Source organism: Haloferax larsenii (assembly GCF_024730625.1).
Lineage (GTDB): Archaea > Halobacteriota > Halobacteria > Halobacteriales > Haloferacaceae > Haloferax > Haloferax larsenii.
In genome coordinates this window covers 1,287,537-1,310,539 of the sequence record NZ_CP078063.1, presented here as the reverse complement: position 1 = coordinate 1,310,539, position 23,003 = coordinate 1,287,537, and the positions used below count along the sequence as shown (strand labels likewise).

28 protein-coding genes are annotated in these 23,003 nt (G+C 64.3%); 14 read left to right on the top strand and 14 right to left on the bottom strand.

All coding sequences use genetic code 11. The features are described from left to right. Positions 1-3: 3 nt before the first annotated feature. Both KU306_RS06825 and KU306_RS06820 read right to left on the bottom strand, forming a co-directional pair. Positions 4-693, bottom strand: coding sequence for an endonuclease dU (locus KU306_RS06825; RefSeq protein WP_258303247.1), 690 nt, complete (start codon positions 691-693; stop codon positions 4-6). Continuing rightward, complete coding sequence (locus KU306_RS06820) at positions 690-860, bottom strand: DUF5786 family protein (protein ID WP_007544647.1); 171 nt, start codon at positions 858-860, stop codon at positions 690-692. Before KU306_RS06820 ends, KU306_RS06825 begins: the two co-directional genes overlap by 4 nt. 141 nt (positions 861-1,001) lie before the next feature. On the opposite strand from KU306_RS06820, the gene KU306_RS06815 reads away from it, so the two are divergent. Beyond that, positions 1,002-1,628, top strand: a complete 627-nt coding sequence (locus tag KU306_RS06815; RefSeq protein WP_258303246.1) for an MBL fold metallo-hydrolase — start codon at positions 1,002-1,004, stop codon at positions 1,626-1,628. 1 nt (position 1,629) lies between these two features. Then, positions 1,630-2,004: a hypothetical protein gene (locus tag KU306_RS06810; protein ID WP_258303245.1), complete on the top strand. Its 375-nt coding sequence runs from the start codon at positions 1,630-1,632 to the stop codon at positions 2,002-2,004. Between the two features lie 15 nt (positions 2,005-2,019). On the opposite strand, the gene KU306_RS06805 is transcribed toward KU306_RS06810, so the two are convergent. Both KU306_RS06805 and KU306_RS06800 read right to left on the bottom strand, forming a co-directional pair. Further along, positions 2,020-2,166, bottom strand: a complete 147-nt coding sequence (locus KU306_RS06805) for a 50S ribosomal protein L40e (protein WP_007544643.1) — start codon at positions 2,164-2,166, stop codon at positions 2,020-2,022. Between the two features lie 113 nt (positions 2,167-2,279). Next, on the bottom strand, positions 2,280-2,546 hold the full coding sequence (locus KU306_RS06800; protein WP_007544642.1) for a thioredoxin family protein: 267 nt from the start codon (positions 2,544-2,546) through the stop codon (positions 2,280-2,282). A 173-nt stretch (positions 2,547-2,719) separates the two neighbouring features. Here KU306_RS06800 and KU306_RS06795 point away from each other — a divergent pair, with 173 nt between their 5' ends. The 3 genes from KU306_RS06795 to hisE all read left to right on the top strand — a co-directional run bounded on the left by KU306_RS06795 (position 2,720) and on the right by hisE (position 3,970). Next, the gene (locus KU306_RS06795; RefSeq protein ID WP_007544641.1) at positions 2,720-2,884 is read left to right on the top strand and encodes a preprotein translocase subunit Sec61beta; all 165 of its coding nucleotides are present in this window, start codon (positions 2,720-2,722) and stop codon (positions 2,882-2,884) included. A gap of 54 nt (positions 2,885-2,938) precedes the next feature. Then, entirely contained in the window at positions 2,939-3,547 is a 609-nt protein-coding gene (pdxT, locus tag KU306_RS06790; RefSeq protein ID WP_007544640.1) for a pyridoxal 5'-phosphate synthase glutaminase subunit PdxT, read from the top strand. A 120-nt stretch (positions 3,548-3,667) separates the two neighbouring features. Then, the gene (hisE, locus tag KU306_RS06785; RefSeq protein ID WP_007544638.1) at positions 3,668-3,970 is read left to right on the top strand and encodes a phosphoribosyl-ATP diphosphatase; all 303 of its coding nucleotides are present in this window, start codon (positions 3,668-3,670) and stop codon (positions 3,968-3,970) included. Between the two features lie 10 nt (positions 3,971-3,980). On the opposite strand, the gene npdG is transcribed toward hisE, so the two are convergent. From npdG to KU306_RS06765, 4 genes are all read right to left on the bottom strand, one after another. Then, on the bottom strand, positions 3,981-4,649 hold the full coding sequence (npdG, locus tag KU306_RS06780) for an NADPH-dependent F420 reductase (RefSeq protein ID WP_007544636.1): 669 nt from the start codon (positions 4,647-4,649) through the stop codon (positions 3,981-3,983). Positions 4,650-4,721: 72 nt separating this feature from the next. Next, a complete protein-coding gene (locus tag KU306_RS06775) occupies positions 4,722-4,931 on the bottom strand; it encodes a DUF7534 family protein (protein ID WP_007544634.1) in 210 nt (69 codons plus the stop codon). A 7-nt stretch (positions 4,932-4,938) separates the two neighbouring features. After that, the gene (locus tag KU306_RS06770) at positions 4,939-5,793 is read right to left on the bottom strand and encodes a TIGR01548 family HAD-type hydrolase (RefSeq protein ID WP_258303244.1); all 855 of its coding nucleotides are present in this window, start codon (positions 5,791-5,793) and stop codon (positions 4,939-4,941) included. A 159-nt stretch (positions 5,794-5,952) separates the two neighbouring features. Continuing rightward, the gene (locus KU306_RS06765) at positions 5,953-6,393 is read right to left on the bottom strand and encodes a UPF0146 family protein (protein ID WP_258303243.1); all 441 of its coding nucleotides are present in this window, start codon (positions 6,391-6,393) and stop codon (positions 5,953-5,955) included. A gap of 39 nt (positions 6,394-6,432) precedes the next feature. Between KU306_RS06765 and KU306_RS06760 the strand changes: the two genes are divergently transcribed. The 3 genes from KU306_RS06760 to rtcA are packed head-to-tail and all read left to right on the top strand — an operon-like array spanning position 6,433 to position 8,461. After that, positions 6,433-6,954, top strand: coding sequence for an archaemetzincin family Zn-dependent metalloprotease (locus KU306_RS06760; RefSeq protein WP_007544628.1), 522 nt, complete (start codon positions 6,433-6,435; stop codon positions 6,952-6,954). A 46-nt stretch (positions 6,955-7,000) separates the two neighbouring features. After that, positions 7,001-7,450, top strand: a complete 450-nt coding sequence (locus KU306_RS06755) for a universal stress protein (RefSeq protein WP_007544621.1) — start codon at positions 7,001-7,003, stop codon at positions 7,448-7,450. After that, entirely contained in the window at positions 7,451-8,461 is a 1,011-nt protein-coding gene (gene rtcA / locus KU306_RS06750; protein WP_258303242.1) for an RNA 3'-terminal phosphate cyclase, read from the top strand. It abuts the gene before it with no gap. Between the two features lie 24 nt (positions 8,462-8,485). Here the strand turns inward: rtcA and KU306_RS06745 are convergent, their stop codons facing one another. The 4 genes from KU306_RS06745 to KU306_RS06730 all read right to left on the bottom strand — a co-directional run bounded on the left by KU306_RS06745 (position 8,486) and on the right by KU306_RS06730 (position 12,150). After that, positions 8,486-8,968, bottom strand: coding sequence for a YbhB/YbcL family Raf kinase inhibitor-like protein (locus KU306_RS06745; RefSeq protein WP_258303241.1), 483 nt, complete (start codon positions 8,966-8,968; stop codon positions 8,486-8,488). A gap of 55 nt (positions 8,969-9,023) precedes the next feature. Then, entirely contained in the window at positions 9,024-9,881 is an 858-nt protein-coding gene (locus KU306_RS06740) for a VOC family protein (protein ID WP_258303240.1), read from the bottom strand. Positions 9,882-10,018: 137 nt separating this feature from the next. After that, positions 10,019-11,833, bottom strand: coding sequence for a ribosome biogenesis/translation initiation ATPase RLI (locus KU306_RS06735; RefSeq protein ID WP_258303239.1), 1,815 nt, complete (start codon positions 11,831-11,833; stop codon positions 10,019-10,021). Positions 11,834-11,835: 2 nt separating this feature from the next. After that, positions 11,836-12,150 carry an EMC6-like membrane protein gene (locus KU306_RS06730; RefSeq protein WP_007544614.1) on the bottom strand — a complete coding sequence of 105 codons (315 nt, stop codon included), beginning with the start codon at positions 12,148-12,150 and terminating at the stop codon, positions 11,836-11,838. A gap of 124 nt (positions 12,151-12,274) precedes the next feature. Here KU306_RS06730 and KU306_RS06725 point away from each other — a divergent pair, with 124 nt between their 5' ends. Continuing rightward, positions 12,275-12,568 (top strand): MarR family transcriptional regulator, encoded by a 294-nt coding sequence (locus KU306_RS06725; RefSeq protein ID WP_007544613.1) that lies wholly within the window; start codon positions 12,275-12,277, stop codon positions 12,566-12,568. Positions 12,569-12,685: 117 nt separating this feature from the next. Here KU306_RS06725 and KU306_RS06720 read toward each other — a convergent pair whose 3' ends face one another. After that, on the bottom strand, positions 12,686-14,557 hold the full coding sequence (locus tag KU306_RS06720) for a PINc/VapC family ATPase (RefSeq protein WP_258303238.1): 1,872 nt from the start codon (positions 14,555-14,557) through the stop codon (positions 12,686-12,688). Between the two features lie 93 nt (positions 14,558-14,650). Continuing rightward, on the bottom strand, positions 14,651-16,285 hold the full coding sequence (locus KU306_RS06715) for a methyl-accepting chemotaxis protein (protein WP_258303237.1): 1,635 nt from the start codon (positions 16,283-16,285) through the stop codon (positions 14,651-14,653). Positions 16,286-16,461: 176 nt separating this feature from the next. Between KU306_RS06715 and KU306_RS06710 the strand changes: the two genes are divergently transcribed. The 5 genes from KU306_RS06710 to KU306_RS06695 all read left to right on the top strand — a co-directional run bounded on the left by KU306_RS06710 (position 16,462) and on the right by KU306_RS06695 (position 23,001). Then, complete coding sequence (locus tag KU306_RS06710; protein WP_258303236.1) at positions 16,462-17,556, top strand: M20 family metallopeptidase; 1,095 nt, start codon at positions 16,462-16,464, stop codon at positions 17,554-17,556. A 480-nt stretch (positions 17,557-18,036) separates the two neighbouring features. Further along, the gene (locus KU306_RS06705) at positions 18,037-19,545 is read left to right on the top strand and encodes a carboxypeptidase M32 (RefSeq protein WP_007544592.1); all 1,509 of its coding nucleotides are present in this window, start codon (positions 18,037-18,039) and stop codon (positions 19,543-19,545) included. Between the two features lie 86 nt (positions 19,546-19,631). Further along, positions 19,632-19,808 carry an HVO_0416 family zinc finger protein gene (locus tag KU306_RS18970; RefSeq protein WP_309138744.1) on the top strand — a complete coding sequence of 59 codons (177 nt, stop codon included), beginning with the start codon at positions 19,632-19,634 and terminating at the stop codon, positions 19,806-19,808. Positions 19,809-19,965: 157 nt separating this feature from the next. Next, positions 19,966-21,816 carry a UvrD-helicase domain-containing protein gene (locus KU306_RS06700; protein WP_258303235.1) on the top strand — a complete coding sequence of 617 codons (1,851 nt, stop codon included), beginning with the start codon at positions 19,966-19,968 and terminating at the stop codon, positions 21,814-21,816. Between the two features lie 6 nt (positions 21,817-21,822). Continuing rightward, positions 21,823-23,001 (top strand): M24 family metallopeptidase, encoded by a 1,179-nt coding sequence (locus KU306_RS06695; protein WP_258303234.1) that lies wholly within the window; start codon positions 21,823-21,825, stop codon positions 22,999-23,001. The last annotated feature ends 2 nt before the right edge of the window (positions 23,002-23,003 follow it).

Below are 23,003 nucleotides of genomic sequence, written 5' to 3'. Positions count from 1 at the left end.
CGCTTAATCTCCAACGAACTGCCGTGCCGCACGCGCGGCCATCCGCGCCACGCGAATCGGCTCCGGTCGCCCGCCAGTCGGCGTGAACGCCCGGACGACGCGCTCGGCCTCGGCGGTATCACAGCCAGCAGCCCGCACGAACAACCGTTCGTCGTTCACCTCGATGGGAGTTCGCGGCGGAGCATCGCGGTAGGTCTCCAGACGGGCGTCGAGGGCTGCACCCGAAAAGTGCTCTCTGAGCGCCGGTTCGAGGCCGTTGCTCGCTTCGAACGAGACAGAGATGACCGGGCGGTCGAGGTCGGCGGCGAGTCGGGGACTATCGACGAGGTTGAACCACGCGGGGGCGATACCGGAGACGAGCACGTAGCGCGCGTCTTCGCGGCCGAGCGACGACCACAGCGAGGCGATGGCATCGGTGGCGTCGTCGCCGCCGACAGTACACGTCTCGAAGGCGAGGCCGTCGACGACGCGGTCGGCGCGAACGACCGCGCCGCAGAGGACACTCGTCGGGGTGGAAGCCGCGGTGTGACTCTCGGCAGTCGTCGCCTCGAAAGAATCAGTGTCGTCTGGTCTATCGGTCGATTCGTCGTTTGCGTCAGGCGCGGCGCTGGCGGGCGGCGGTTCGGTGGCTGCGTCGTCAGTGCTTCCGACGTACGATTCAGCGACCCCCAGTACGCGCGTCCCTGACTTCACTCCTCTTTGATGTCTTTGAGCTTGTCGAGCAGTTCGTCGTTCGACGCACCAATCTCGAAGTCGACTTCCCCCTCGTGGTTGCTTTCACTCGTCTCTACGCCATCTTCTTCGTCAAAATCGACGTTCTGGTCGCTCTGCTCAGACTCGTCGTAGCTCCCGAATCCCATACATCTAGTCATACGGGACCGACTGTGAAAAATGGTTTGCCGCACGAATCCCGGAAACTGTGACCCGACGGACGTGAGAGATGCGACCGAAGAGACGCGACGTGCCTACCGATTTTTTTCGCTCCGGTGCGTACGTGACGTATGCGCGTCATTCCAGTCACCGCCGACGCCGAGGTCTTCACGTGTAACGCGTACCTCGTCGTGGGCGACAGAACCGTCCTCGTCGATGCCGGGTCGATGTCCGGCGTCGAAGACGTCGTCGCCGAGCACACAGACCACCTCGACGCCGTCGTGGTCACGCATCAAGACCACGACCACGTCGGCGAACTCGACGCCGTCGTCGAGCGATTCGCCCCCGAGGTGTACGCCTATGCCGACCACCCGCTTCGAACCCACGAACTGGCGGACGGCGAGACAGTACAGATAGGCGACGAGGCGTTCGAGGTCGTCTACACGCCGGGCCACACCGACGACCACGTCTCGCTCGTCAGCGAGCAGCGACTCTTCTCGGGCGACGTGGTGGTGTACAACGACACCGCGTTCGAAGACGGCAGCTTCGGCAAGACCGACCGGCCGGGGGCCTCTCGGGAGCGCCTCATCGAGAGCCTCCGGACGCTTCTCGACCGACTTCCGGAGACGGTAGAGACGATGTACGCTGGCCACGGCGACGTCTTCGAGAGCGGCACTGGCGGCGACACCGTCCGCGACGTCATCGAACGCGCCCTCGAACGAGCCGAACGACGCGAACCGAAATATCCGGAGGCCTGAGATGGCAACCACAACGTCAGACGGCGGCGAGTTGACGCGCCTGCACTACATCGGCGTCGCCCTCGCGGTCGTCACGGGACTGATTCACCTCGCGCTCGGTGCTGGCGCACTCGCGTCGAACCTCGCCGACCCGCTTGGCTTGGCGTTTATCGCTGCCGCTGCCGGGTTCGCGGGTGGTATCGTCGCAGTCCTTCGCGGCGACGAGCAACTGCGCTCGCGAGCAATCCTGCTCGGGATTCCCTTCGTCGCCGGACAGGTCGTGTTCTACGTTATCCTGAACTGGCCCGACATCTTCGGCATCGGTGGCGTGGTCGACAAAATCGTCCAGCTCGCGCTCATCGGCGTGTTGGTCACGCTGTACAGTCGAGAATCGTAGGAAGAACGGAGGCGCTTACGCGGCGCGGCGTTCCTTCGACTTGGGTCGAAGGTGCTTGTAGCCGCACTTGCGGCACTTCTTGGCGCGCTTGGGATTGCGTGCGTTACATCGCATGCAAATCTGCTTTTCGAGCGTCCGTTCCGTCGCAGCGTCACTAGCCATGGTTACGATTCCCCACGCCGGTCGTATAACGCTTGCGAGACGGCCCGCGAGCGACAGCGTCGTGACTGACGGTGTCGAGAGCACTGCGGAGAAGTCGCGGGCGACGTGCGGACCTACGCGCCAGCCTGCTTGAGCGCGTCTTCGAGGTCTTCGCGCTGGGTCACGCCCACGAATCGGTCGACGATACCGTCGTCGTTTTCGACGATGAGCGTCGGCAGCGAGCGTACCTGATATTCGTTGGCGACGTCTTGCTTCTCGTCGACGTCGACCTTCTCGAAGGAGACCTCCTCGTAATCGGCCTCGAGGTCGTCGAGAATCGGGTCCTGCGTCTTACATGGGCCGCACCAATCCGCGTAAAAGTCCAAGAGTCGAACAGTCATCGTATCCCGGCGGAGTTTGCTTGCCCCCGCGCATAAGGATTACTCATGGGGTTGCACGTTCCGCTTCGAGGAGCGCCCGAGCGCGGCAGTCGGCGAGCGCGTCCGACTTCGAAGGGTGTCTGTCACGCCCGCGAGCCGAAACGTTTAGGCGGTGGACGCACAGACGACAGAGCATGAGCAAGGGCCAGAACTCTGGCGGCCTGATGTCGAGCGCGGGTCTCGTCCGCTATTTCGACGCCGAGGACCGCAACGCGATTCGAGTCGACCCCAAGACAATCGTCGCATCGGGCGTGCTGTTCGGCATCGGTATCCTGGTGCTGAACGCACTCGCGTTCTAACGCGAAGCGCCGACGAACGGACGCTTTTTGTCCTCCCGTTCCGCAGTTTCGACCATGAGTACGCTACGCGCCGGTGTCGTCGCCGTCCAAGGTGACGTCTCCGAGCACGCCGACGCTATCGAACGGGCAGCGGACGCCCACGGCGTCGAGGCAGACATCGTGGAGATTCGAAGCGCGGGGCTCGTCCCCGACTGCGACGTGCTGTTGCTGCCGGGCGGCGAGTCGACGACTATCTCGCGTCTCCTCGACCGCGAAGGCATCGACGAAGAGATTATCGACCACGTCGCGGCCGGAAAGCCCGTCCTCGCGACCTGCGCGGGCCTCATCGTCTCCTCGCGCGACGCGAAAGACGACCGCGTCCAGACGCTCGACCTCCTCGACGTGACCGTCGACCGCAACGCCTTCGGCCGACAGGTCGACAGTTTCGAAGCCCCCCTCGACGTTGCGGGCCTCGACTCGCCGTTCCCCGCGGTGTTCATCCGCGCACCCCTCATCGACGCGGTCGGCGACGACGTGGAAGTGCTCGCCGAGTGGGACGGAAACCCCGTCGCAGTCCGCGACGGCCCCGTGGTCGGAACGTCGTTCCACCCCGAACTGACCGCCGACAGCCGCATTCACGACCTCGCGTTCTTCGACGAACTCGAAGTCGAAGTCGAAGCGTAAGTCGCACACGGCGACTCGGCCGTCGCGACCACAACCCCACGCCCGCTGGAATCAGAGACGACCACACGCCGTCTCCGCCGGAACCAGAGAGTCTTTTTCCGCCCACGCCTGTTTCGGACCATGGACGCGGACACTCCGACAGACGAGGTTCTCGACGAACTCGTCGCGACTATCGAGTCGCGGAAGGCCGAGTTGCCCGAGGACTCCTACACGACGACGCTGTTCACCCACGAGAAGGGCAAAAACTACGCGCTCGAAAAGCTGGGCGAAGAGGCGACAGAGACCATCCTCGCAGCCAAGGACGACGACCGCGAAGAACTGCTCTACGAGAGCGCCGACCTCGTCTATCACCTGCTGGTCGTGTTGGCGATGCACGATGCGTCACTCGACGACCTGCGTGAAGAACTGAAAAAGCGGTTCTGAGTGCCGATTCTTACTTGAATTCGATTCCGAGGTCGTGCATCCCCTCGTTGTTCTGTGCGACGTTGATGAGAAGCGGCGTCAACGCCTCGATTTCGCTGGCGTTGGCGAGACCACCGGCGTCGAGGGGACGGAGTCCGTCGATACCGTCCGCGAGGAGTCGCACCGTCTCTTTCGCGTCGGGGTCGTCGGCGACGAGAAGTGTGTCGATACCGAGGTCGGCGTCGAGGTCGGCGAGGCGGCCGGCCGCGAGGTTGTGGAACGCGCCGACGACCGGGACGCCGTCGGGTGCCGCGTCGGCGACGAGCGCGGTCACGCTCCCCGCTTTCGGCGGGTGGTAGTGGAAGCCGTCGTCGTCGCGCTTGATTCCCGCCGCGGGCGTGACGAGCACGTCGCCTTCGGACAGCGAGTCAGAGACGGCTTCGACGGTGTCGGAGACGTGGTACGGCGGCACCGCGAGGACGACGACCGAGGCTCGGTCGGCAGCCATCTCGTTTGTGAAGCCGTTTACCTTCACGTCGCGGCCGCGACTGGAGAGTTCGGTCTCGTACTCGTCGGCCTTTGCGCGGGCTTTCTCGGGGTCGCGAGACCCGACGATGACCTCGTGGTCGGTGTGGAAGGCCCAGCGGAGGGCGAGTCCTTCGCCGATGTCGCCGGTTCCACCGAGGAGTGCGATTCGCATACCACCACGTGAGAACCGCGGCGACCTAAATGGTTACACGTCGGAGGGTGCTGCCACAAATCGAGACGCGGTTCACTCCTCGTCCGGGTCGACAGCACCTTGCAGGCGGGCGAATCCGTCGCGGTAGACCAGCCACCACGCGATGGCCGGCGCGAGGAGGAGCGCCGGGCCGACGAGCAGCAGTTGCGTAACCGGGTCCGGCGGGGCGAAAACCGACCCGACGACGAAGACGACGGCGTCGAGCGCGAGGAGCGTGACGAGGAACGCGCGAAAGTGACTCATCGGCTGACTAATCGAGGAGGCCGGGCACGTCGTTCACGTCCTCGACGACCGCCGCGGCCCCGATTTCGGAGAACTTCTGTCGGCCGTCGTCGCCGGTCAGCCCACCCGAGAGGACGCCGACACCGTAGTATACGCGTTCCGGGTCGGCCGCGTCGGCGTTGAGTGCGGTCTTCACGTCGTCGAGGGTGTCGCCGACGAAGACGACCGACTGCGCGCCGAGTCGTTCGGCGACAGTGACGAGGGCCGCGGGGTGCGGCTTGCCCTCCTCCCAGTCGTCCATCGTGAATCGGTGGTCGTCGTCGAGTTCGAGGCTGACGCGGTCGAGGGCGATGTCGGCCTCGGCCGAGGGTCGGCCCGTGACGACACCGAGTTCGCGAACCGAGAGCGCGTCGAGGGTCGCCTGTTCGAGCAAGACGGGTTCGTCGTGGATGTAGCCCGACGCCTCGAACGGCGGTTCGCCACCTTCGAGGTCACGGTAGAGGTCGGAACCGAGGTAGAGTGCCTGAAACGTCTCTCGGAGAGCGGTCGGGTCCCACTCGTCGAAGACGGGTTTGGGGTCGTCAAGCACGTCCTCGGCCACCGCTTCGGCGGCGTCGAGACCGCCGCCGCGTTCGGCAATCTGGGCGGTGAACTCCGAGAGGGGAAGGTCGACTTCGCGGGCGGTGAGAACGTAGAGCGCCGCAGCGTAGGTCAGTTCCCAGTCGTTGTTGAACCCGCCTGCGTCCTTGAACAACTGGACCGCTTCCCGCGAGATAGTGTCTCCGTACAATCGGTCGACCGACTCGACGATGGCGCGCCGGTACGAATCGGCAACGTCGACGAGCACTCCGTCGATGTCGAGAACGACAGCGTCCGCGTTCATACTGGAACGGTGCGACGAGAGAGCAAGTGCCTTACTCTTGGTGCCGACGAAGCCACCGCTCTCGGCGGCAGTCGCTTGGCGACGAAGACAATAGGCAGTCACCCACGATGGGGACAGCAGTCACCTACGGCGGGGGGTCACCCACGACGGGGACAGCAATTACCTACGACGAGAACCCGGGGCATCGGTCGCGACGAAGAGCGTATCTTCTGCGAGCGACTCCCGGCGAACCGGAATCGAGGGTTCGTCGTAGCCGAGCGTGGTAAAGAGGAAGTCGGCCCCGGCACGGCGTGCGACCCGGGCCGTCGGGCGATGGAGTTCGACCGGGAGATTCAACGCGTAGACGGCCTCGACACCCTCGTAGGGGCCGAGGGAAGCGTCGTCGCCGCGGGTAGCGACGTCGGCGCGGGCGACCACGTCGTCACGAACGAACACGACGCCCTCGGGAACGGGCACGTCGTAGACGTCGACGGCGACGACATCGACCCCGTGGTCGGCGAGGCCGGACGCGACGGCAGATTGTCGTCCGATGCCGACCTCGACGACGCGCTCGTACTCCGACAAGCGGGCGACAATCGTGTCACGCAGTGAATCTCTCACGTCGGGATATTTATGGCGCGCCACCGCTTAATCCCTCGCATGCTTGTCGATATCGTGCCCATCGGAGACGTCTCTGCCGGGGTCAAGCGAGAGGCGTCCGCTGGGCTTCGGTCCGTCTACGACTGTGACGTGACCGTCAATTCGAATCAACCCATCCCCGAGGGCGCGTTCGATAGGAGTCGAAATCAATACCGGGCCGAGCAGTTCATCGAACTCGCGAGTCGCGTCGGGCGCGGCGAAAAGAACATCGGCATCACGGCGAAGGACCTCTACTACCGCCGCCGAAACTACGTCTTCGGCCTCGCGTATCTCAACGGCAACGGCTCTGTTATCTCGACGTACCGGCTCCAGACTTCCTCCGACGGCGGTATCACCTCCAAACCCGCCGACGAAGTGTTCTCGGACCGCGTCCGCAAGGAAGTCGTCCACGAGATTGGCCACACCCTTGGCCTCGAACACTGCGACAACAACAAGTGCGTGATGTCGTTCTCGCCGACGGTCCGCGAAGTCGACGTGAAAGAAGAGAATCTCTGCGGCTCGTGTAGCAGGCTCGTTCACTAATTCCTTCGCCTCCCCTTTTTTCTCGTCTCGGCACCTGTATTCAGGTATGAACTTCATCGTCGCAGTAGATGGGTCGGAGCCGTCCGAGCGCGCGCTCGACCACGCCCTCACGATAGTCGAACCGTTAGGCGCTCACGTCACGGTCGTTCACTCGGTGGAACCTCACGTCCTCGTCGAGGGCGGCGAGGAACCGGTCTCGGGGGCCGCCGAGGCGGGCGACCGAATCTTCGCCGAGAGCCTCGAAGACGCCGAAATCCGAGCCGAAGAAGTGCTCGAAGCGGCGGCCGAGCGCGCCAGAGACGCCGGTGTGGAAGCCACGACCGAACTCCTCTACGGCGACCCCGTCGAGTCCATTCCGGAGTACGCAAAAGACGCTGCTTCGGACGGCATCTTCGTGGGCCACCGCGGCCTCGACGAGCGATACGAAGGTCTCGTCGGGAGCGTCGCCAAGGAGTTAGTCGAACGGGCGACCTGCCCGGTCACGGTCGTCCGCTGAATGCATCGACTCGATGGCGCTGCGGGCGGTGGACAACTCCTCCGAACCGCACTCTCGCTGTCGCTCGTGACTGGCGAGGCGTTCGAGATGGAGCGCATCCGAGGCAACCGCCCGAATCCGGGACTTCGCCCGCAGCACGTCGCGTGCGTCGAAGCCGCAGGCTCGGTCGCAAACGCCGAGGTTTCGGGCCACGACGAAGGCTCGTCCACACTTCGGTTCGCGCCACAGACGGTCCGCAGCGACCCCGTCGGCGTCGCGGTCGGAACCGCCGGGAGTACCACGCTCGTCTGCGAGACGCTCCTTCCGGTCGCGGTCGCGCTGGACGACCCACTTCGACTCACCGTGACCGGCGGGACCGACGTGCGGTGGTCGCCACCGGCAGATTACCTTCGCCACGTAAAGCGGCCGCTCTGTGCGACGTTCGGAGTCGACTTCGACGTCGACGTGCACCGACGTGGATTCTACCCGGCCGGCGGTGGCCGACTCTCGATGCGACTGCATCCCTCGAACCCAGCCCCGCTGGCGTTGGGGACGCGACCGCCGCTGGCGGACCTCCGCGTGTCCTCCGTCGCCAGCGACGACCTCGCCGACGCCTCGGTGGCGGAGAGGCAGGTCGAAGGCGTCCGAACCGCACTCTCTGATGCCGGAATCGACCTGTCGCTGGAGTCGTCTGCGTCGTACGTCGAGAGCGACTCACCCGGGACAGCCGTGGTTCTCGCGGCCCGGTGTGGGGATATCGTCGCAGGGTTCGACGCCTACGGCGAGCGCGGCGTCCCGGCCGAGTCGGTCGGCGCGCAGGCGACCGAGGCGTTTCTCGATTGGTACCGCGGTGAGGTACCCGTGGACCGGCACATGGCCGACCAACTGCTCGTCTGGGTCGCGCTGGCGGGCGGGACAGTCCGAATCCCCGCCGTCACAGAACACGTGCGCACGAACCTCGACGTGATTCGGGCCTTCGGCTACGACGTGGACGTTCGAGAAACGGAGACGGGCGCGGTTATCGAGGGGTAGTTTCCGAGAAAGTCGAGTTTTTCGTCAAGGCGCGTACGTCCCGGTCAGCCGCGCCTCGTCGAGGACGTGGCCCTCGATAGCCGATTCGAGGTCGGCTTTCGTCGCCCCCGGTTCGAGGCCGAGTTCGGTGTCGAGAGCGTACAAGACGAACCGATAGGTGTGCTCGCGGTCCGGCGGGTTGGGGCCGCCGTAGCCGCGCTCGCCGTAGCTGTTCTGCCCTTCGGTCGCACCGGAAATCGAATCCCCTTCGTCGATTCGAGCGGTCGCCGGGTCGATGTTCCAGACCACCCAGTGGTCCCACACTTTCCCCGCCGGTTTCACCGCGTCGGGGTCGTCCATCACGAGCGCCAGCGACTCGGCGTCGCCAGGAACGCCGGAGATCCGCAACGGCGGACTCGTGTTCTCGTTCGTATAGCCGTACGGTCTCGGAATCTCGCTTCCGTCGTCGAACGCGGGACTCGCCAGTGTGAGCCCCCCGGACGCGCCGCTCTCGTCTGGTGGTGCCATACGACACACTTGGCGGGCGAGTGACAAAATGGTTCGTTCGCCGGTTTCGACGTGTCTACTCCTCCGCGCGCAGTCGGACGCCGATGCCGTCAGGGTCGGCTACCGCCAGAGCACCATCGGTTTCTTCGACCCTGTGCTCGCGTTGTCGAAGTAATTCGCGGACGGCAGTGAGCGTCTCTTCGTCGGGGACGACGACTTCGAACCACTCGACACCGCGGGCGTTTTCGGCGGGGGCACTCCGGCCGTTCCAGCGATTCAGGCCGACGTGGTGGTGGTACTCGCCAGCCGCGACGAAGGCAGCACCGGGGTAGCCGTCGTCGCGGAGGTTCATCCCGAGCGCGTCGGTGTAGAACTCGACGGCGCGGTCCACGTCCGTCACTTCGAGGTGGACGTGTCCGAGGTCGGTTCCGCCGGGGGCGGCGTCGTCGCCGCGGGCGTCCGAGAGAAGTGCTTCGAGGTCCAGCGGAAGCGTGTCCATCGCGACGCGCCCGTCGTCTTTCAGGGGCCACTCCTCGCGGGGTCGGTCACGGTATATTTCGACGCCGTTTCCCTCCGGGTCGCGGAGGTACAGCGCCTCGCTGACGAGGTGGTCTGACGCGCCCGTCACCGTGGCTCCGTCGCGGATTCGGGTGAGTGCGTCGCCGAGTGCGGGACGGTCGGGCACGCGAATCGCGAGGTGGAACAACCCTGCCTGGTCTCCGGCGCGGGGCGGTGCGTCCGGGTCTTCGTCGAGGACGACGAGCGGTGCACCTCCGGCGGAGAGGACGGCACGGGAGCCATAGCGTTCGACCGAGAGGCCGACCACATCGCGGTAAAACGGAACGACTCGGTCGAGCGAGCTAACCCGGAGTGCGACCCGACCGAGGCGGGTCGCGTCGGTGAGTGGTGGCGTCTCGGACGTGGAGTCAGTCATGTCCGACTCTTGGAGCGTGCGCGTCAAAGGCATGGCAGTGACACGGGTGTAACCGACGCGGTGGCCGCCGGAGACGTAACTGCCGAATGATGTTCAGAAGACGGAAACGCGAATTCGACTCGCGGGAGCGAGTGCGATTACTCGGCGTAGTAGTACTCGCCGGCGCGCTTCTGCTCGCGGTCGAGTTGCGAGTCGGGCTTGTTGATACGCGGGCGCGAGGTGCGCTCGTCGCGGCGGAAGGTGATGTCGAGGTCCGACAGGAAGTCGTTCATGCCGTCGCGCATCTCCTGCGGTTTAGAGGCGTGCCCCTCGACAGACGGCTCGCCGTCGAACACCATCAGGCGGTCGGCGAGCAGGTCCATCATGTAGATGTCGTGGTCGATGACCATGACCGTCGCGTCGTGGTTCTCGGCGTAGCGGCGGATAGCCGAGGTGGCCTGCACGCGCTGTTCCACGTCGAGGTGGGCAGAGGGCTCGTCCAGCAGGTAGAGGTCGGCGTCCTGCGAGATACACGCCGCGATGGCGACGCGCTGGCGCTCACCGCCGGAGAGGTCGGTGAGGTTGCGCTCCATGATGCGGTTGAGTTGCAGCGGGTTCGCCACCTCGGTGTTCCAGTACGACGAGCCGAACTGGTCCGTGATGGACGACAGGAACGCGTCGACCCGCATGTGCTGGTCGATTTCGATGTACTGCGGCTTGTACGAGATGTCGAGTTCGAAGTCGAGTTCGCCCACGTCAGGCGTCAGGTCGCCCGTGAACAACTTCGCGAGCGTGGACTTCCCGATACCGTTCGGACCGACGATGCCGAGCACTTCGCCGTTGTAGATGGTGCCGGCGTCGACGTCGAGCGAGAACTCGCCGTCACCGTAGGACTTCCGAATCTCGGGGTACTCGATGAGGGGCGCGGCCTTCGAGGTCTCGCGCGGCGCGTGTTCCTCGAAGGTGATGGCATCCGGCCGGATGCGCATGTTCTCGTTCGAGAGGTAGCCCTTGAGATACTCGTTGATGCCGTTTCTGACCGACTTGGGGTCGGTGACGACACCGTACGCACCGGGCTCACCGTACGCGACGTGAAGCGTGTCGGCGAGCAGGTCCAAGATTGCGAGGTCGTGTTCGACCACGAGGACCGCCCGGTCTTCTTCTTCGGCGAGTTCGCGGATGAGACGCGCCGCGGTGACGCGCTGGCCGATGTCGAGGTACGGCGTAATCTCGTCGAGGAAGTAGAAGTCGCGGTCGCGGGCGAGCGTCGCCGCGAGGGCGACCCGCTGGAGTTCCCCGCCGGAGAGCGTGTCGATGTGGTTGTCGACGACCGGGGCGATGTCGAGGCGCTCGATGTAGGAGTCGAGCGCGCCGCGTTCGTCGGTCGCATCGAGCAGGTCGATTGCCTTCCCGTCGAACTGCTTGGGAATTTGGTCGACGTACTGGGGCTTCCGCGCGATGGAGACGTCACCGTCGCGGACGCTCTCGATGTAGTTCTGGAGTTCGGTGCCGCGGTAGCGGTCCAGAACCGACTCCCACGTGGGTTCGTCGTCGTAGTTTCCGAGGTTCGGGACCATCTCGCCCGCGAGGGCGCGAACGGCGGTGGTCTTACCGATACCGTTCGGTCCGAGAATCCCCGTCACGGCACCCGATTCGGGCACTGGAAGGCCGTACAGCGAGAAGGCGTTCTCGCCGTAGCGGTGGGTCGGGTCTTCGTCGAGTTCCGACGGGAGATTGATAATCTCGATAGCGTCGAACGGACACTTCTCGACGCAGATACCACACGTCTCACCAAGACAGATTTCCTCGGAGATACGGACCTGGTCGGGACCGCCCTGTTCGGCGTCCTCGCCGCGAAGCGTGATACACTCCTTGCCCGTCCGGTTGGGCGGACAGAAGTTCGAACACTCGTAGCTACAGCGGTCGGGAGAACACCGGTCTAAGTCGACGACGGCGATACTATCGTCTGCCATGATTACAGCTGAACACCCGACGTCAGCAGGATGGCAAACGAGATGAACCAGAGCGCGAACGTCATGAAGATGACGTAGAGGTAGTCTTTCACGCCGAAGTCGCTCACGTCGACACCGATGACGCGGAGCACCGGGAACTGTGCGAGAACGAACGCTCCGAGGATACCCACGGCCAACTGATTGGTCGCGGCCTCGACGCTCGTCCCCACCAGAACCCCGGAGAGCACCGCAGCGGCGATGCCAGCGAGGCAGGCGAAGGTCGTGACCGTCACTCCGCGAAGATGACTCGGGAGTCCGGTCTGCGTTTCCGTGGCCATGTGTTCCCGTGCGATACCCGGCGTCAAAAGGCGTTCGTTCCTCCCCTCGGGCCAGTCGATAAAGCGTTGTCGGGTACTCTCAGCCAAGAAGATTTATGCTGGTCGCGCGTTTCGATTCGTAACGATGGATGGAACAGAAGAGGAGAGTCTCGACGACCTCCCACCGAGTGCGAAGTTGGTTTTCAAAGTGCTCGAATACAACGGTCCGCTGACGCAGAAGGGCATCGTCGAAGAGTCGATGCTCTCGGCTCGGACCGTTCGCTACGCACTCGAACGGCTGGAGGGAATCGGCATCGTCGACGAAGACGTCTACTTCGCCGATGCTCGCCAGAACCTCTATCAGTTGACCGATATCGCTCCGAAGAAAGCACAGGCCAAAGCCGACGGCGGCAAAGAAAAGGCCTGCTGCGCCGAATAGCGTCGTCTCACTCTCGCGTCACCGCGGTCCGTACCGACGTGGCGCGGCACTTCGGACGAACTACTTCGACTCGACCGACTGCAGGGTCGAAGCCGGAACTCCCGGTTGAACGCGTATTCAGGCCGGAACGACCGTAATCTGCATCTTTCTGTCGATCGCGTTCTCCAACTCCTCAGCGATAGCGCTGCCGCGAGAGACCTGAATGTCGCCGCCGCGGCCGACTGTCGCGGTGAAGAGGTACTGGTCGTCGGCGCGGACTTCGACCGTCTCGCCGACGTGGCCGTCCATGTTGACGATGACGTGTCGTGAGGTCACTTCCGGCGTGACCACGATGCCCTCGTTGGACTGGCTGCCGCCGGACGAGCCAGTCGCGCCGCTGTTTGACCCCCCGCCGCCGCGACTCGGGTTCTCGCTGTGGGTTCGGACGTCGATGTCGATGCCGAGTCGGTCTTCCACGTCGGAGATGCGGCCGCCACCTTTGCCGATGACGTACGAGATGTCGTCTTCTTCGACGTAGACGACCGCACGGTTCTGACCCTTGAGTTCCACGTCGACGTGGCCACGGGCGATAGACCGAATCTCGCGTTCGACCTCTTGTCGGGCGAGACGCGAGACGCCGCTTTCCTTCTTTTTGCCGCCTTCGCCGTCGAGCGGGACGGTGACGACCTGCCGGTTGAACGTGTAAATTTCGTACTTCGGCGTGCTGGTCTCGAAGTCGCGGACCTGAATGACCGGGCGCGCGAGGTCCTCGGCGGTGAGGCCCTCGGGTACCTTCACTTCGGTCGTTACGTCGTAGACTGTGTGGACTTCGCCGTCTTCGATGTAGACGACAGTGTCGACGACTTGCGGAATCATCCCGAGTTCGACGCGGCCGACGAGACGCTGGAGGGCGTCGATGGCGCGGGTCGCGTGGACGACGCCGACCATCCCGACACCGGCGAGGCGCATGTCGGCGAACACCGAGAAGTCCTCGGTCTTTCTGACCTCGTCGTAGATGGTGTAGTCGGGGCGAACGAGGAGCAGCGAGTCGGCCGTCTTGGCCATGTCGCCGCTGAGGGCGGTGTACTGCGTGATGTGCGGGCCGACCTGCAGGTCGCGCGGTTTCTCCATCGTCTTGACCGCGTAGTCGCTGTCGTTGAGGAACTCGGCGACCGCCTGTGCGAACGTGGACTTCCCGGCACCGGGCGACCCGGCGATGAGGACGCCGCGCTGGCGCTCTGCGAGTCGGTCGCGGAGTTCGTCGGCGAACTCGTAGTCTTCGAGTTCGGTCTTGACGATTGGCCGAACCGCAGTGATTTCGATGCCGTCGGCGAAGGGCGGCCGGGCGACGGCGATACGGTAGTCACGGAACTGGACGATGTGCATCCCCTCTTCGGAGAGTTCGATGAACCCCTCCGGGGAGGCGCGGGCGGAGTTGACGATGTCGTCGGCCCACTCTTTCATCGTCGCCTCGTCCGTCACCTCCTCGTCGATGGTCTGGTAGTGCATGTGACCGACGTCGCCGCGTTTCGCTTTCGGCTTCGTGTCGGTCTTGAGGTGGACGGACATCGTCTGGTCGTCGAAGAACCGCTCGATGATGAGGCCACCAGAGCCGCGGACCTCGGCTTCGACGAACTCGACGCGTAGTCCCTTCGCTTTCGCAACTTCGGCCTGTACCACGTCGCTCGTGAGGAGGGTCGCCGAGCGCTCGGCGGCGATGTCGCGGATGAGCGCGTCGATGTCGCCCTCGTGAGCGCCTTTCGTCTCACCAGCGCTCGGGCGGCGACCGACGTACTTGAGTTCGATAACGTCGTCGTCCGCAAACTCGGCGAGGCGCTGGAGTTCGGAGAGCCCTTCCCAACCCGTATCGCGGCCGTCGTTGGCCTGCGATTCGAGTTCGCTGACGACTGCTTCGGGGACGAGCACGTCGGCACCGTCGTAGGTCCCGTCGTCGACTCGCTCGGACACGCGACCGTCGATGACCGCGCTCGTGTCCGGCACTATCTTCATGCGCGGGGGTTTGAGCGGCGAACGGATAAGGTTGTAGATAAAGCGGGTGACAATCGACGGACGAAGCGTGTCCTACGAGAACGAATGACCTACTCAGTCGTCGGCCGGGGAACTGACAGCGCGCTGTTCGTCGAGCACGTCGAACGACCCGACGAGTCCTTCGAGATTCGCTGCCCGCGACGACAGGAGCGTAGCCTGGTCGGCGAGGTCGTCGATAGAGTCCGACTGCCGGTCAGCGGTCTCGACGACCGTCTGGGACTGTCCGGCCGTCTCCTCGGAGATGTTCGCTACGTCGTCGACGCGGATGGCGATATCCTGTGCAGACTGGGCCTGTTGGTCGGTCGCGTCGCTCACTTCGGCCACGCTAGCGTCGATATCGGCGACCATGTCGACGATGGTCTCGAACTCCTCGATTGCCTCGCTGACCGTGTCCAGACTGTCGGAGACCTGTTGATTCATCTCCCGCACGTCCGCGAGCGTCTCCTCGGAGTGTTCAGTGATGGTTTCGATGAGCGACGAGACTTCGTCCGCGGAGTCGCGCGTCTCCTCGGCGAGCGACTTGACCTCCTGTGCGACGACGCCGAACCCGTCACCCGCTTCGCCAGCGTGGGCCGCCTCGATAGCCGCGTTGATGGCGAGCAGGTCGGTCTGTGACCCGACGTGGTCGATGAACGCCGCGATTTCGTCGATTTTCTCGATACCGTCGGCGAGCTCGGCCACCGCCTCGGCCGTGTGGTCGATGCGTTCTTCGACCGCGTCTAACTCCTGCATCGCCTCGGTCGCGGCGTCGCGTCCGGCCGCACCGCGTTCGGACGCCGTCTCCGCCGTGTTGGCGACTTCGTCGGCCGATGCAGCAATCTCCTCGACCGTCGCCGACAGCGTGTTGAGTTCGTCGGCGACCGTCTGGAGGTGTTCGGTCTGGGTGGTCGCGCCGTCCGAAATCTCGGTGACAGAGGCGGCGACCTCCTGACTGGCCTCGTTCGCCCGCTCGACGTGTTCCTTGGCGGAGGCGCTCATCTCGGACACTTCCTCGGCGAACGTCTGGACTTCGCCAATCGTCCGCGAGAGCGTCCGAACGAGTTCGTTGTACGTCTCTGCGACTTCCTCGTAGCGCTCGTCGTCGACGCCCCAGTCGTCGGTGTCGATAGTCGCCGTGAGGTCGCCCGCTTGTGCCCGCGATGTCGCTTCGGCGAACGCCTCGACGAGGTGCTGGAGGTTCCGCGTGTAGTCGGCTAAATCGCGTTGCATGCGGTCGAGTGCGTCACCGAACTCGCCCGGCATCTCCTCGTCGAGCGAGGGGTGGTTGAAGTCCTGGTCGGCCAGCGCCGTCGCCTGCGAGGCGACCGTACAGAGGTGCTGGTGCATCGAGCCGAAGTCGGACGCGAGCGTCGCAACTTCGTCGTTTCCAGAGACCGCCGGCGGCGTCGCCGACAAGTCGCCGTTTGCGACGCCTTCGGCCGACTCCGAGATGGCTTCGATGGGGTTCACGATGTCTCTGCGAGCGATGAGGATGGTGTTGACGAACGCGAGAGCCGCACCCGCGAACAGGAGTGCGGAGAGCGCGAGTCGAGTATCGCCGGTCGCAACCCACGGCAGCACTGCCTGTGCAATCGACACGGCGAATTGGATGCCGACGGCCGCGACGATTTTCCGTTCGACCGAGTCGGAGACCCTGAGGACGTCCATGGTCCCCCACAGCAGTCGTTCGTACGTCGAGAAGATACTCATAGGCCGACATATTCTCGGACAGCCATAAGCCACAATCCCGATTCTCGATACGTGAGAACAGATACCCCCGTCTCCGGGGTTGCGATTCTTCGCACTGAGAATGACGGTTCTTCGCACTGAAATTTCGACACCGTCGCGGCGGCCATACTTTTCGGGCTGGTTCACGTCGTATCGATATGGACGAACTCGAAACGCTCACGGCCGACCTCGTCTCGATTCCGAGCCACGAAGACGAGACCGAGGCCGGGGACTTCATCGAGTCGTGGCTCCGGGCCGAGACGGACGCGACAGTGACCCGCGACGACGCCGGGAACGTCCTCGCCCGCGTCAACCCCGGCGTCGGCGACTCGCTCGCACTCGTCGGCCACCACGACGTAGTCCCGCCAGCCGCCAGACAGATAACCGACGACGGCGAGTACGTCGTCGAAGCCGACGACGACCGACTCTACGGTCGGGGGAGCGCCGACATGAAAGGAGCAGTCGTCGCGTCGATGCTCGCCTTCCGCGACGCCGCCCAATCGGCGACCAACGAAGTCGTCTTCGCCTCGTTCGTCGGCGAGGAACTCGGCGGCATCGGCGTCCGTGACGCCCTCGACGCCGGACTCGACCTCGACTACGCGGTCGTCGCCGAAGGCTCGACCAACTACTCGGGACCGAACCGAACCGACGTGGTCGTCGCCCACCGCGGCCGCCGGGCGAGCACGCTCCACGTCCACGGAACCGCCTGCCACGCGAGCATGCCCGAAGAAGGCGACAACGCGGTCTACCGCGCCTGCGACGCGGTCGATATCGTCCGCGACATGCAGTTCCCCGAGACAGAGGTCCTCGGCCACACCGTCTCGGGGAGCATCGCCGTCACCGAAATCGACGGCGGGAGCGCGTGGAACGTCATCCCCGACCGTTGCGAGGTGACCATCGACGAGCGAACCGTCCCCGGTGGGTACGCCGACCTCTCGCAGACTGAATCTATCGATGGCGTCGAGTGGGCTGTCGAACAGGACCTACCCCCGATGGCCTGCGACGACGCCGAGTTCGCCGAGCGCGTGCTGGACGTTGCCCGCGCGGTTCACGAGTCTCGCGGCGACGCGGACCCACAACAGGTGACGAAGCCCCACGCCACCGACGCCGGGTGGTTGACGCAGGCAGGGACGACCTGTGTCGTCTACGGTCCCTCGGAACCCGGCGAGGCGCACACGAAAGCCGAGAGTGTCTCGTTCGACGTGCTAGAACGGTGTTACGAGACGTATCGAAGACTCGTGGAGGGGTGGTGAAGCCGTCGGGAACTGCCAAGAACACCTACGACACGGTCGACGAAAGTGTAAAGACCCTATCAGCGACTAGTCGACACACAGAGCGAGACGAGCTATAAGCCGCCACCTACGAAAGAAACTCTATGCTACTACTCTTCGCGATGGTGTTTCTCATCTTAGGAATCATTGTTTTCATTATCGGAGCGGAGTGTATATATCATCCAAAATATTATCTTGACAAGACGTTCAGCCATCGACCATCGTATAAAGAACCGGGGCCGCTTATGCAACGAGTAACACAAATTATTGGTATTGCGTGCATCCTTCTGAGTCTAATAGTATTCTCCTTCGCGTACTTCCTGTGGGTCTGATCGCTGTTCTCTCGGCGAACGTTTGGCCGACGTCGAATGATCTGTTACGTCAACTGCATCAGACGAAGAAGACCACCCGAAATCTCCGTCACCTTCGATTTAATACACTCCCGAGACCATCGTCATCGATATGGCACAATCCTCCACCGAAGCGGAATCGGCGTACGACCGACTGCTCACGAAGTACAAGCGAATTGCCAACGTGAAGAACGCTGGCGGGATTCTCTCGTGGGACCAGCAGGTCATGATGCCCGACGAGGGGACGCCCGCGCGCTCCCAGCAGATGTCGGCGCTCTCGGCGCTCAGCCACGAACTCCTAACCGACGACGAGTTCGGCGAGCTGCTGGAAGCCGCCGAGGCGGACGACCCCACAGAAGAGCAGGCCGCCGTGCTTCGTGAACTCCGCCGCGATTACGAACGCGCCGCACGCGTGCCGAACGACCTCGTGGAGAAGATTTCGGCGGCGTCCTCCGAGGCGATTCCGGCGTGGAAGCAGGCGAAAGCCGAAGACGACTTCGAGGAGTTCGCGCCGCATCTGGAGAAGCACGTCGAACTGAAGCGGAAGTACGCCGAGCACATCGACCCCGACCGCGACCCCTACGAGGTGCTGTTCGAGGACTACGAACCGTGCCTCCCGCTCGACCAGGCTGAGGACATCCTCGCCGACGTGCGCGAGGTGTTGGTCTCGATGATAGCGGACATCCGCGAGTCCGACACGGAACTCGCCGTCGATTCCTTCGAGGGCGAATTCGACGAGGACGAACAGGAGGAACTCGTCCGCGACGCGCTCTCGACGCTCGGATATCCGTGGGACCGCGGCCGTCTCGACACCGCGCCGCACCCGTTCTCGTCGGGCACGCAGTTCGACGCCCGCGTGACGACCCGCTACGACGAGTCGGACCCCCTCGGGTCGCTGTTTTCGACTATCCACGAGTTCGGCCACGCGCTCTACACGCTCGGCCTGCCGGACGAACACTACGCGACCCCGCTCGGTGAGGACCGCAACCTCTCGGTCCACGAGTCGCAGTCGCGTCTCTGGGAGAACCACGTCGGTCGGTCGCGTGCCTTCTGGCAGCACTTCCTGCCGACGTTCACCGAGCACTTCCCCGAGGTGGACGCGTCGGTCGAAGAGGCCTACGAGGCGGCCAATCAGGTGTACGACGACAACCTCATCCGCGTCGAGGCGGACGAACTGACCTACCACCTTCACATCGTCATCCGGTTCGAACTCGAACGCGAACTCGTCTCGGGCGACCTCGACGTCGAAGACGTGCCGGAGGCGTGGAACGACAAGTACGAAGAGTACCTCGGTATCCGCCCGGAGACCGACTCCGAAGGCTGTCTGCAGGACATCCACTGGGCCTACGGGAACTTCGGCTACTTCCCGACGTACTCGCTCGGCTCCATCATGGCAGCCCAGTTGTTCGCCGCCGCCGAGGAAGATATCGACGACCTCGACGAGAAAATCGCACGCGGCGAGTTCGGTGACCTCCGCGAGTGGCTCCGCGAGAACGTCCACCAGCACGGCCGCCAGTACGAGACGAACGACCTCGTAAAGCGCGCGACGGGCGAGGACTTCGCGGCCGACGACTTCCTCGACTACGTCGAATCGAAGTATAGCGAGCTATACGACCTGTAGGGCAGCGAGACAGTCTTTACTCCCGATTTCCCGGGAGTCATAATCGCCGCAGGAACTAAATAGTGCTGTGGCATACCATGCCATGTATGGCCTCAGCACCCAGTGACGATTTGTTCGACCAGTTCTTGGCCGACCGCGGTCACGAGACGGAACCGGTACGCTGGGATCGATCGTATAACAAACTGCAGTGTCCCGACTGTGGGGCACTACACGACGAAGGGGCGGCGACCTGCTCCGTCTGCGGGTGGGTGCCGGAGGCCTAACGCGTCCGGACTGACCAAGCCAGAGCACCGTTTTTTCCGGGATAGCAGGCGACTACTGCTATTCCGTTGCAAGCGCCCGGCATACCGAGACTCCGGCCGCGTTTTTCCCTCGTCGGAAGCACGTTGTTTATCACCGATAAGGCCGTGAACGTGGACAATGAGCGAATCCGACGTGACGGTCACTCGCCTGTTCGGGGGACCGGGTAGCGGGAAGACCACGGCCTTGCTCGACAAGGTCGAGGCGATTCTCGAACAAGACGACGTCACCATCCGCGACATTCTCGTCGTCTCGTACACCCGGGCTGCCGCAGCCGAGGTCCGTGAGCGTCTCGCCGAACGACTCGACATCAACCCGCGGTCGCTGAAGGGGAACGTGTCGACGATGCACGCGAAGGCGTACGAACTCCTCGGGCTCTCGCGCAACGACGTCGTTGGTGAGAAGGACAAACAGGAGTTCTGTGAGGAGTACGGCATCGAGTACGAAGACGAGTACGGCGGCGCAGGTCGCCGGACCGCCCGCTCGACGACCATCGGGAACAAGGTTATCGCGACGAGCCAGTGGCTCCAGCGGACCCGCCGCGACGTCGCCGACTGGTACGACGTCCCCTTCCAGTGGAACGTCGAAGAGGTTCGCCTCCCGCCGGAAGTCGACCCCAACGCCCAGGAGGGCAACAAGTACACCCCGACGTGGCCGTCCGACGACGACCGCGTCGATATCCCCGAGGCAATCCGCGCGTGGCGCGCCTACAAGGGAGAAAACGGTCTCGTCGGCTTCGCTGACATGCTCGAGCGCGTCAAGCAACGCGCGCTCGTCCCGAACGTCGACTACCTCGTCATCGACGAGTTCCAGGACATCACGACGCTCCAGTACGACGTGTACGAGGAGTGGAAACCTCACATGGAGGGCGTCCTCATCGCAGGCGACGACGACCAGGTCGTCTACGCGTGGCAGGGTGCGGACCCGAACCTGCTTCTCGACGCCGAACGCGACAACGACGAAGTGCTGCCGAACTCCTATCGGCTCCCGTCGAACGTTCTCAACGTCGTCAACCGAGAGATTCGACACATCGACAAGCGCCAAGAGAAAGACCTCAAGCCGCGCAAAGAAGGCGGGTCGGTCGAAGCGGTCCCGAACCCGTCGATGCTCGAGCTCGCACGGAACATCCGGTACACCGTCGAGCAACGAGACGGGACGATAATGCTGCTGTTCCGTGCTCGCTATCAGATGTTCCAGTTCATCGACGAGTTCCTCCCGTCTGGAATCCCCTTCTCGACGCTCACCGACCAGCGGATGTGGACAGACCGGCTCACGCAGTACGTCCGCGCCGTCGAGGCGATGGCCGACGACGAACCTGTCGATGGACTACAGGCTCGCCGGCTCGCCGACATGCTGCAAGACTCCGCGTTCGGGACGAACGACCGCGACGACCTGTTCGACCTCATCGACGAGCGCCAAGAGGAGGAAGGCGTCGAGGACATCACCGAACTCGAGTTCACGCCGAAGGAAATCAAGAACTTCGCGCCGTTCGCGCCCGACACCTCTGCGGCCTCCGACATGGTCCGCAAGGTCACGAGCTTCCAGCGCAAATCCGTCGACGCCTACTTCGCTGGTGAGTATCAGGGTATGGACCCCAGCCGCGTTCGCGTCGGGACCATCCACTCCGCGAAGGGTCGTGAGGCCGACCACGTGTTCATGGCGACCGACCTGACCGAGAAGGTCGTCGAGCAGATGGCCGCCTCCGTGTCCGACGAAGAACTCGAAGCCCGCGGAATCGACGAGTTCACGTCGGCGACGAGTCCCGTTCCGCTCATCACCGACAACGAGCGCCGCGTCTTCTACGTCGGCATGTCGCGCGCTCGTGAGCACCTCGTACTCCTCGAAAACCTCGTCAGCGGAGCCCCGACGCTCCCGATTAGCGTCCTGCTCCACAACGAGATTCGCGACGTAGAGGCCCAAGAACTGGTCGACGCGGCGCAGGAACCGCCTGCCCCCGAACCCGAGGCGTAAGCCGCCGTGCCGTTCGGTCCCCGCGGCGGTGACGCGCTCGACGCCGCACTCGACGACCGAGACGCCCTCGGATTCGTCTTCATCGGCCGCGGTCCCGACCCGAACCTGCGGTACCTCACGGGACGCGAGTTCGACACTACCGTCGTGTACGTTCGCGTCGCTGGCGAGAGCCATCTCCGGGTTCCATCGACGATAGAGACACCCGAGATTCCGGGCGTCACCACCCGCATCGACGACAAACCACCGGGGAAGGCCGCAGCGGCGGTCCTCGATTCGGAGGCGACCAGCGGCACGGTGCTCGCGCCGCAAACGATTCCCCACGACGCCGCGTTACACCTCGAATCGGCCGGATACGACCTCGCTTCGACCCCAGTTCTCAGCGAGGTGCGCGCGGTCAAAGACGACGACGAGCGCGCCGCTATCGAGACGGTCCAGCGGGCCGCCCGACGCGGTATCGCTCGGGCAGCCGAGATACTCGCCGACGCGACCGACGCCAACGCGACCGACGACGACACCGCCCACACGGCCGACGACGACGGCACGCTCGTCTGGGACGGCGCACCACTCTCGACAGAACGCATCCGCCGACAGGTGAACGTCGCGCTCGCAATCGAGGGCGTCGATGCCGCGGGTGCGACAAGCGTGGACGTCGGCGGGCAAGCCGAACGAGAGACTGCCGAGGCCGACAGCGACCACGACACCAGCGCGGTCGTCCTCCGGGCCGACGACCCGGTCGTCGTCTCGGTCGCTCCCCGTGGCCGCGACGGCTACCGCGGCGCGCTCGCTCGAACGTTCGTCGTCGATGCCGACGGCGGCTGGGAGCGCCGCGCGCACGTCGCCTGCGACGCCGCCCGAGACGTTGCACTCGTCGAAGCAGGCCCGGGAGCAGACGCCGCGTTCGTTGGCAGCGAAATCCGTGCCGAGACTGCCGCATTCGGGTTTTCGCCGAGCGAGGAAGTGGCGCGAGACGTCGGCGGCGGCATCGGACTCTCGCTGCGTGAATCCCCGCCGCTCGACGGCGACACAGAGCTGGCGGCCGGAAACGTCGTTCGAGTTCGAACGGCCGTCAGCGACCCGGAAAACGGACGCATCGAGCTGGTCGACGTGATGGCAATCGACGACGACGGGCCGACGTTTCTCGGTGACCCACCGACGAGTCTCGACCCGGCAGCGTGGTCGCAGTAGCG

Coding starts and splice junctions, on each gene's coding strand:
- KU306_RS06820 (WP_007544647.1), bottom strand. CDS start 860: ATGGGATTCGGGAGCTACGACGAGTCTGAGCAGAGCGACCAGAACGTC.
- KU306_RS06815 (WP_258303246.1), top strand. CDS start 1,002: ATGCGCGTCATTCCAGTCACCGCCGACGCCGAGGTCTTCACGTGTAAC.
- KU306_RS06810 (WP_258303245.1), top strand. CDS start 1,630: ATGGCAACCACAACGTCAGACGGCGGCGAGTTGACGCGCCTGCACTAC.
- KU306_RS06805 (WP_007544643.1), bottom strand. CDS start 2,166: ATGGCTAGTGACGCTGCGACGGAACGGACGCTCGAAAAGCAGATTTGC.
- KU306_RS06800 (WP_007544642.1), bottom strand. CDS start 2,546: ATGACTGTTCGACTCTTGGACTTTTACGCGGATTGGTGCGGCCCATGT.
- KU306_RS06795 (WP_007544641.1), top strand. CDS start 2,720: ATGAGCAAGGGCCAGAACTCTGGCGGCCTGATGTCGAGCGCGGGTCTC.
- pdxT (WP_007544640.1), top strand. CDS start 2,939: ATGAGTACGCTACGCGCCGGTGTCGTCGCCGTCCAAGGTGACGTCTCC.
- hisE (WP_007544638.1), top strand. CDS start 3,668: ATGGACGCGGACACTCCGACAGACGAGGTTCTCGACGAACTCGTCGCG.
- npdG (WP_007544636.1), bottom strand. CDS start 4,649: ATGCGAATCGCACTCCTCGGTGGAACCGGCGACATCGGCGAAGGACTC.
- KU306_RS06775 (WP_007544634.1), bottom strand. CDS start 4,931: ATGAGTCACTTTCGCGCGTTCCTCGTCACGCTCCTCGCGCTCGACGCC.
- KU306_RS06770 (WP_258303244.1), bottom strand. CDS start 5,793: ATGAACGCGGACGCTGTCGTTCTCGACATCGACGGAGTGCTCGTCGAC.
- KU306_RS06760 (WP_007544628.1), top strand. CDS start 6,433: ATGCTTGTCGATATCGTGCCCATCGGAGACGTCTCTGCCGGGGTCAAG.
- KU306_RS06755 (WP_007544621.1), top strand. CDS start 7,001: ATGAACTTCATCGTCGCAGTAGATGGGTCGGAGCCGTCCGAGCGCGCG.
- rtcA (WP_258303242.1), top strand. CDS start 7,451: ATGCATCGACTCGATGGCGCTGCGGGCGGTGGACAACTCCTCCGAACC.
- KU306_RS06745 (WP_258303241.1), bottom strand. CDS start 8,968: ATGGCACCACCAGACGAGAGCGGCGCGTCCGGGGGGCTCACACTGGCG.
- KU306_RS06740 (WP_258303240.1), bottom strand. CDS start 9,881: ATGACTGACTCCACGTCCGAGACGCCACCACTCACCGACGCGACCCGC.
- KU306_RS06735 (WP_258303239.1), bottom strand. CDS start 11,833: ATGGCAGACGATAGTATCGCCGTCGTCGACTTAGACCGGTGTTCTCCC.
- KU306_RS06730 (WP_007544614.1), bottom strand. CDS start 12,150: ATGGCCACGGAAACGCAGACCGGACTCCCGAGTCATCTTCGCGGAGTG.
- KU306_RS06725 (WP_007544613.1), top strand. CDS start 12,275: ATGGATGGAACAGAAGAGGAGAGTCTCGACGACCTCCCACCGAGTGCG.
- KU306_RS06720 (WP_258303238.1), bottom strand. CDS start 14,557: ATGAAGATAGTGCCGGACACGAGCGCGGTCATCGACGGTCGCGTGTCC.
- KU306_RS06715 (WP_258303237.1), bottom strand. CDS start 16,285: ATGAGTATCTTCTCGACGTACGAACGACTGCTGTGGGGGACCATGGAC.
- KU306_RS06710 (WP_258303236.1), top strand. CDS start 16,462: ATGGACGAACTCGAAACGCTCACGGCCGACCTCGTCTCGATTCCGAGC.
- KU306_RS06705 (WP_007544592.1), top strand. CDS start 18,037: ATGGCACAATCCTCCACCGAAGCGGAATCGGCGTACGACCGACTGCTC.
- KU306_RS18970 (WP_309138744.1), top strand. CDS start 19,632: ATGGCCTCAGCACCCAGTGACGATTTGTTCGACCAGTTCTTGGCCGAC.
- KU306_RS06700 (WP_258303235.1), top strand. CDS start 19,966: ATGAGCGAATCCGACGTGACGGTCACTCGCCTGTTCGGGGGACCGGGT.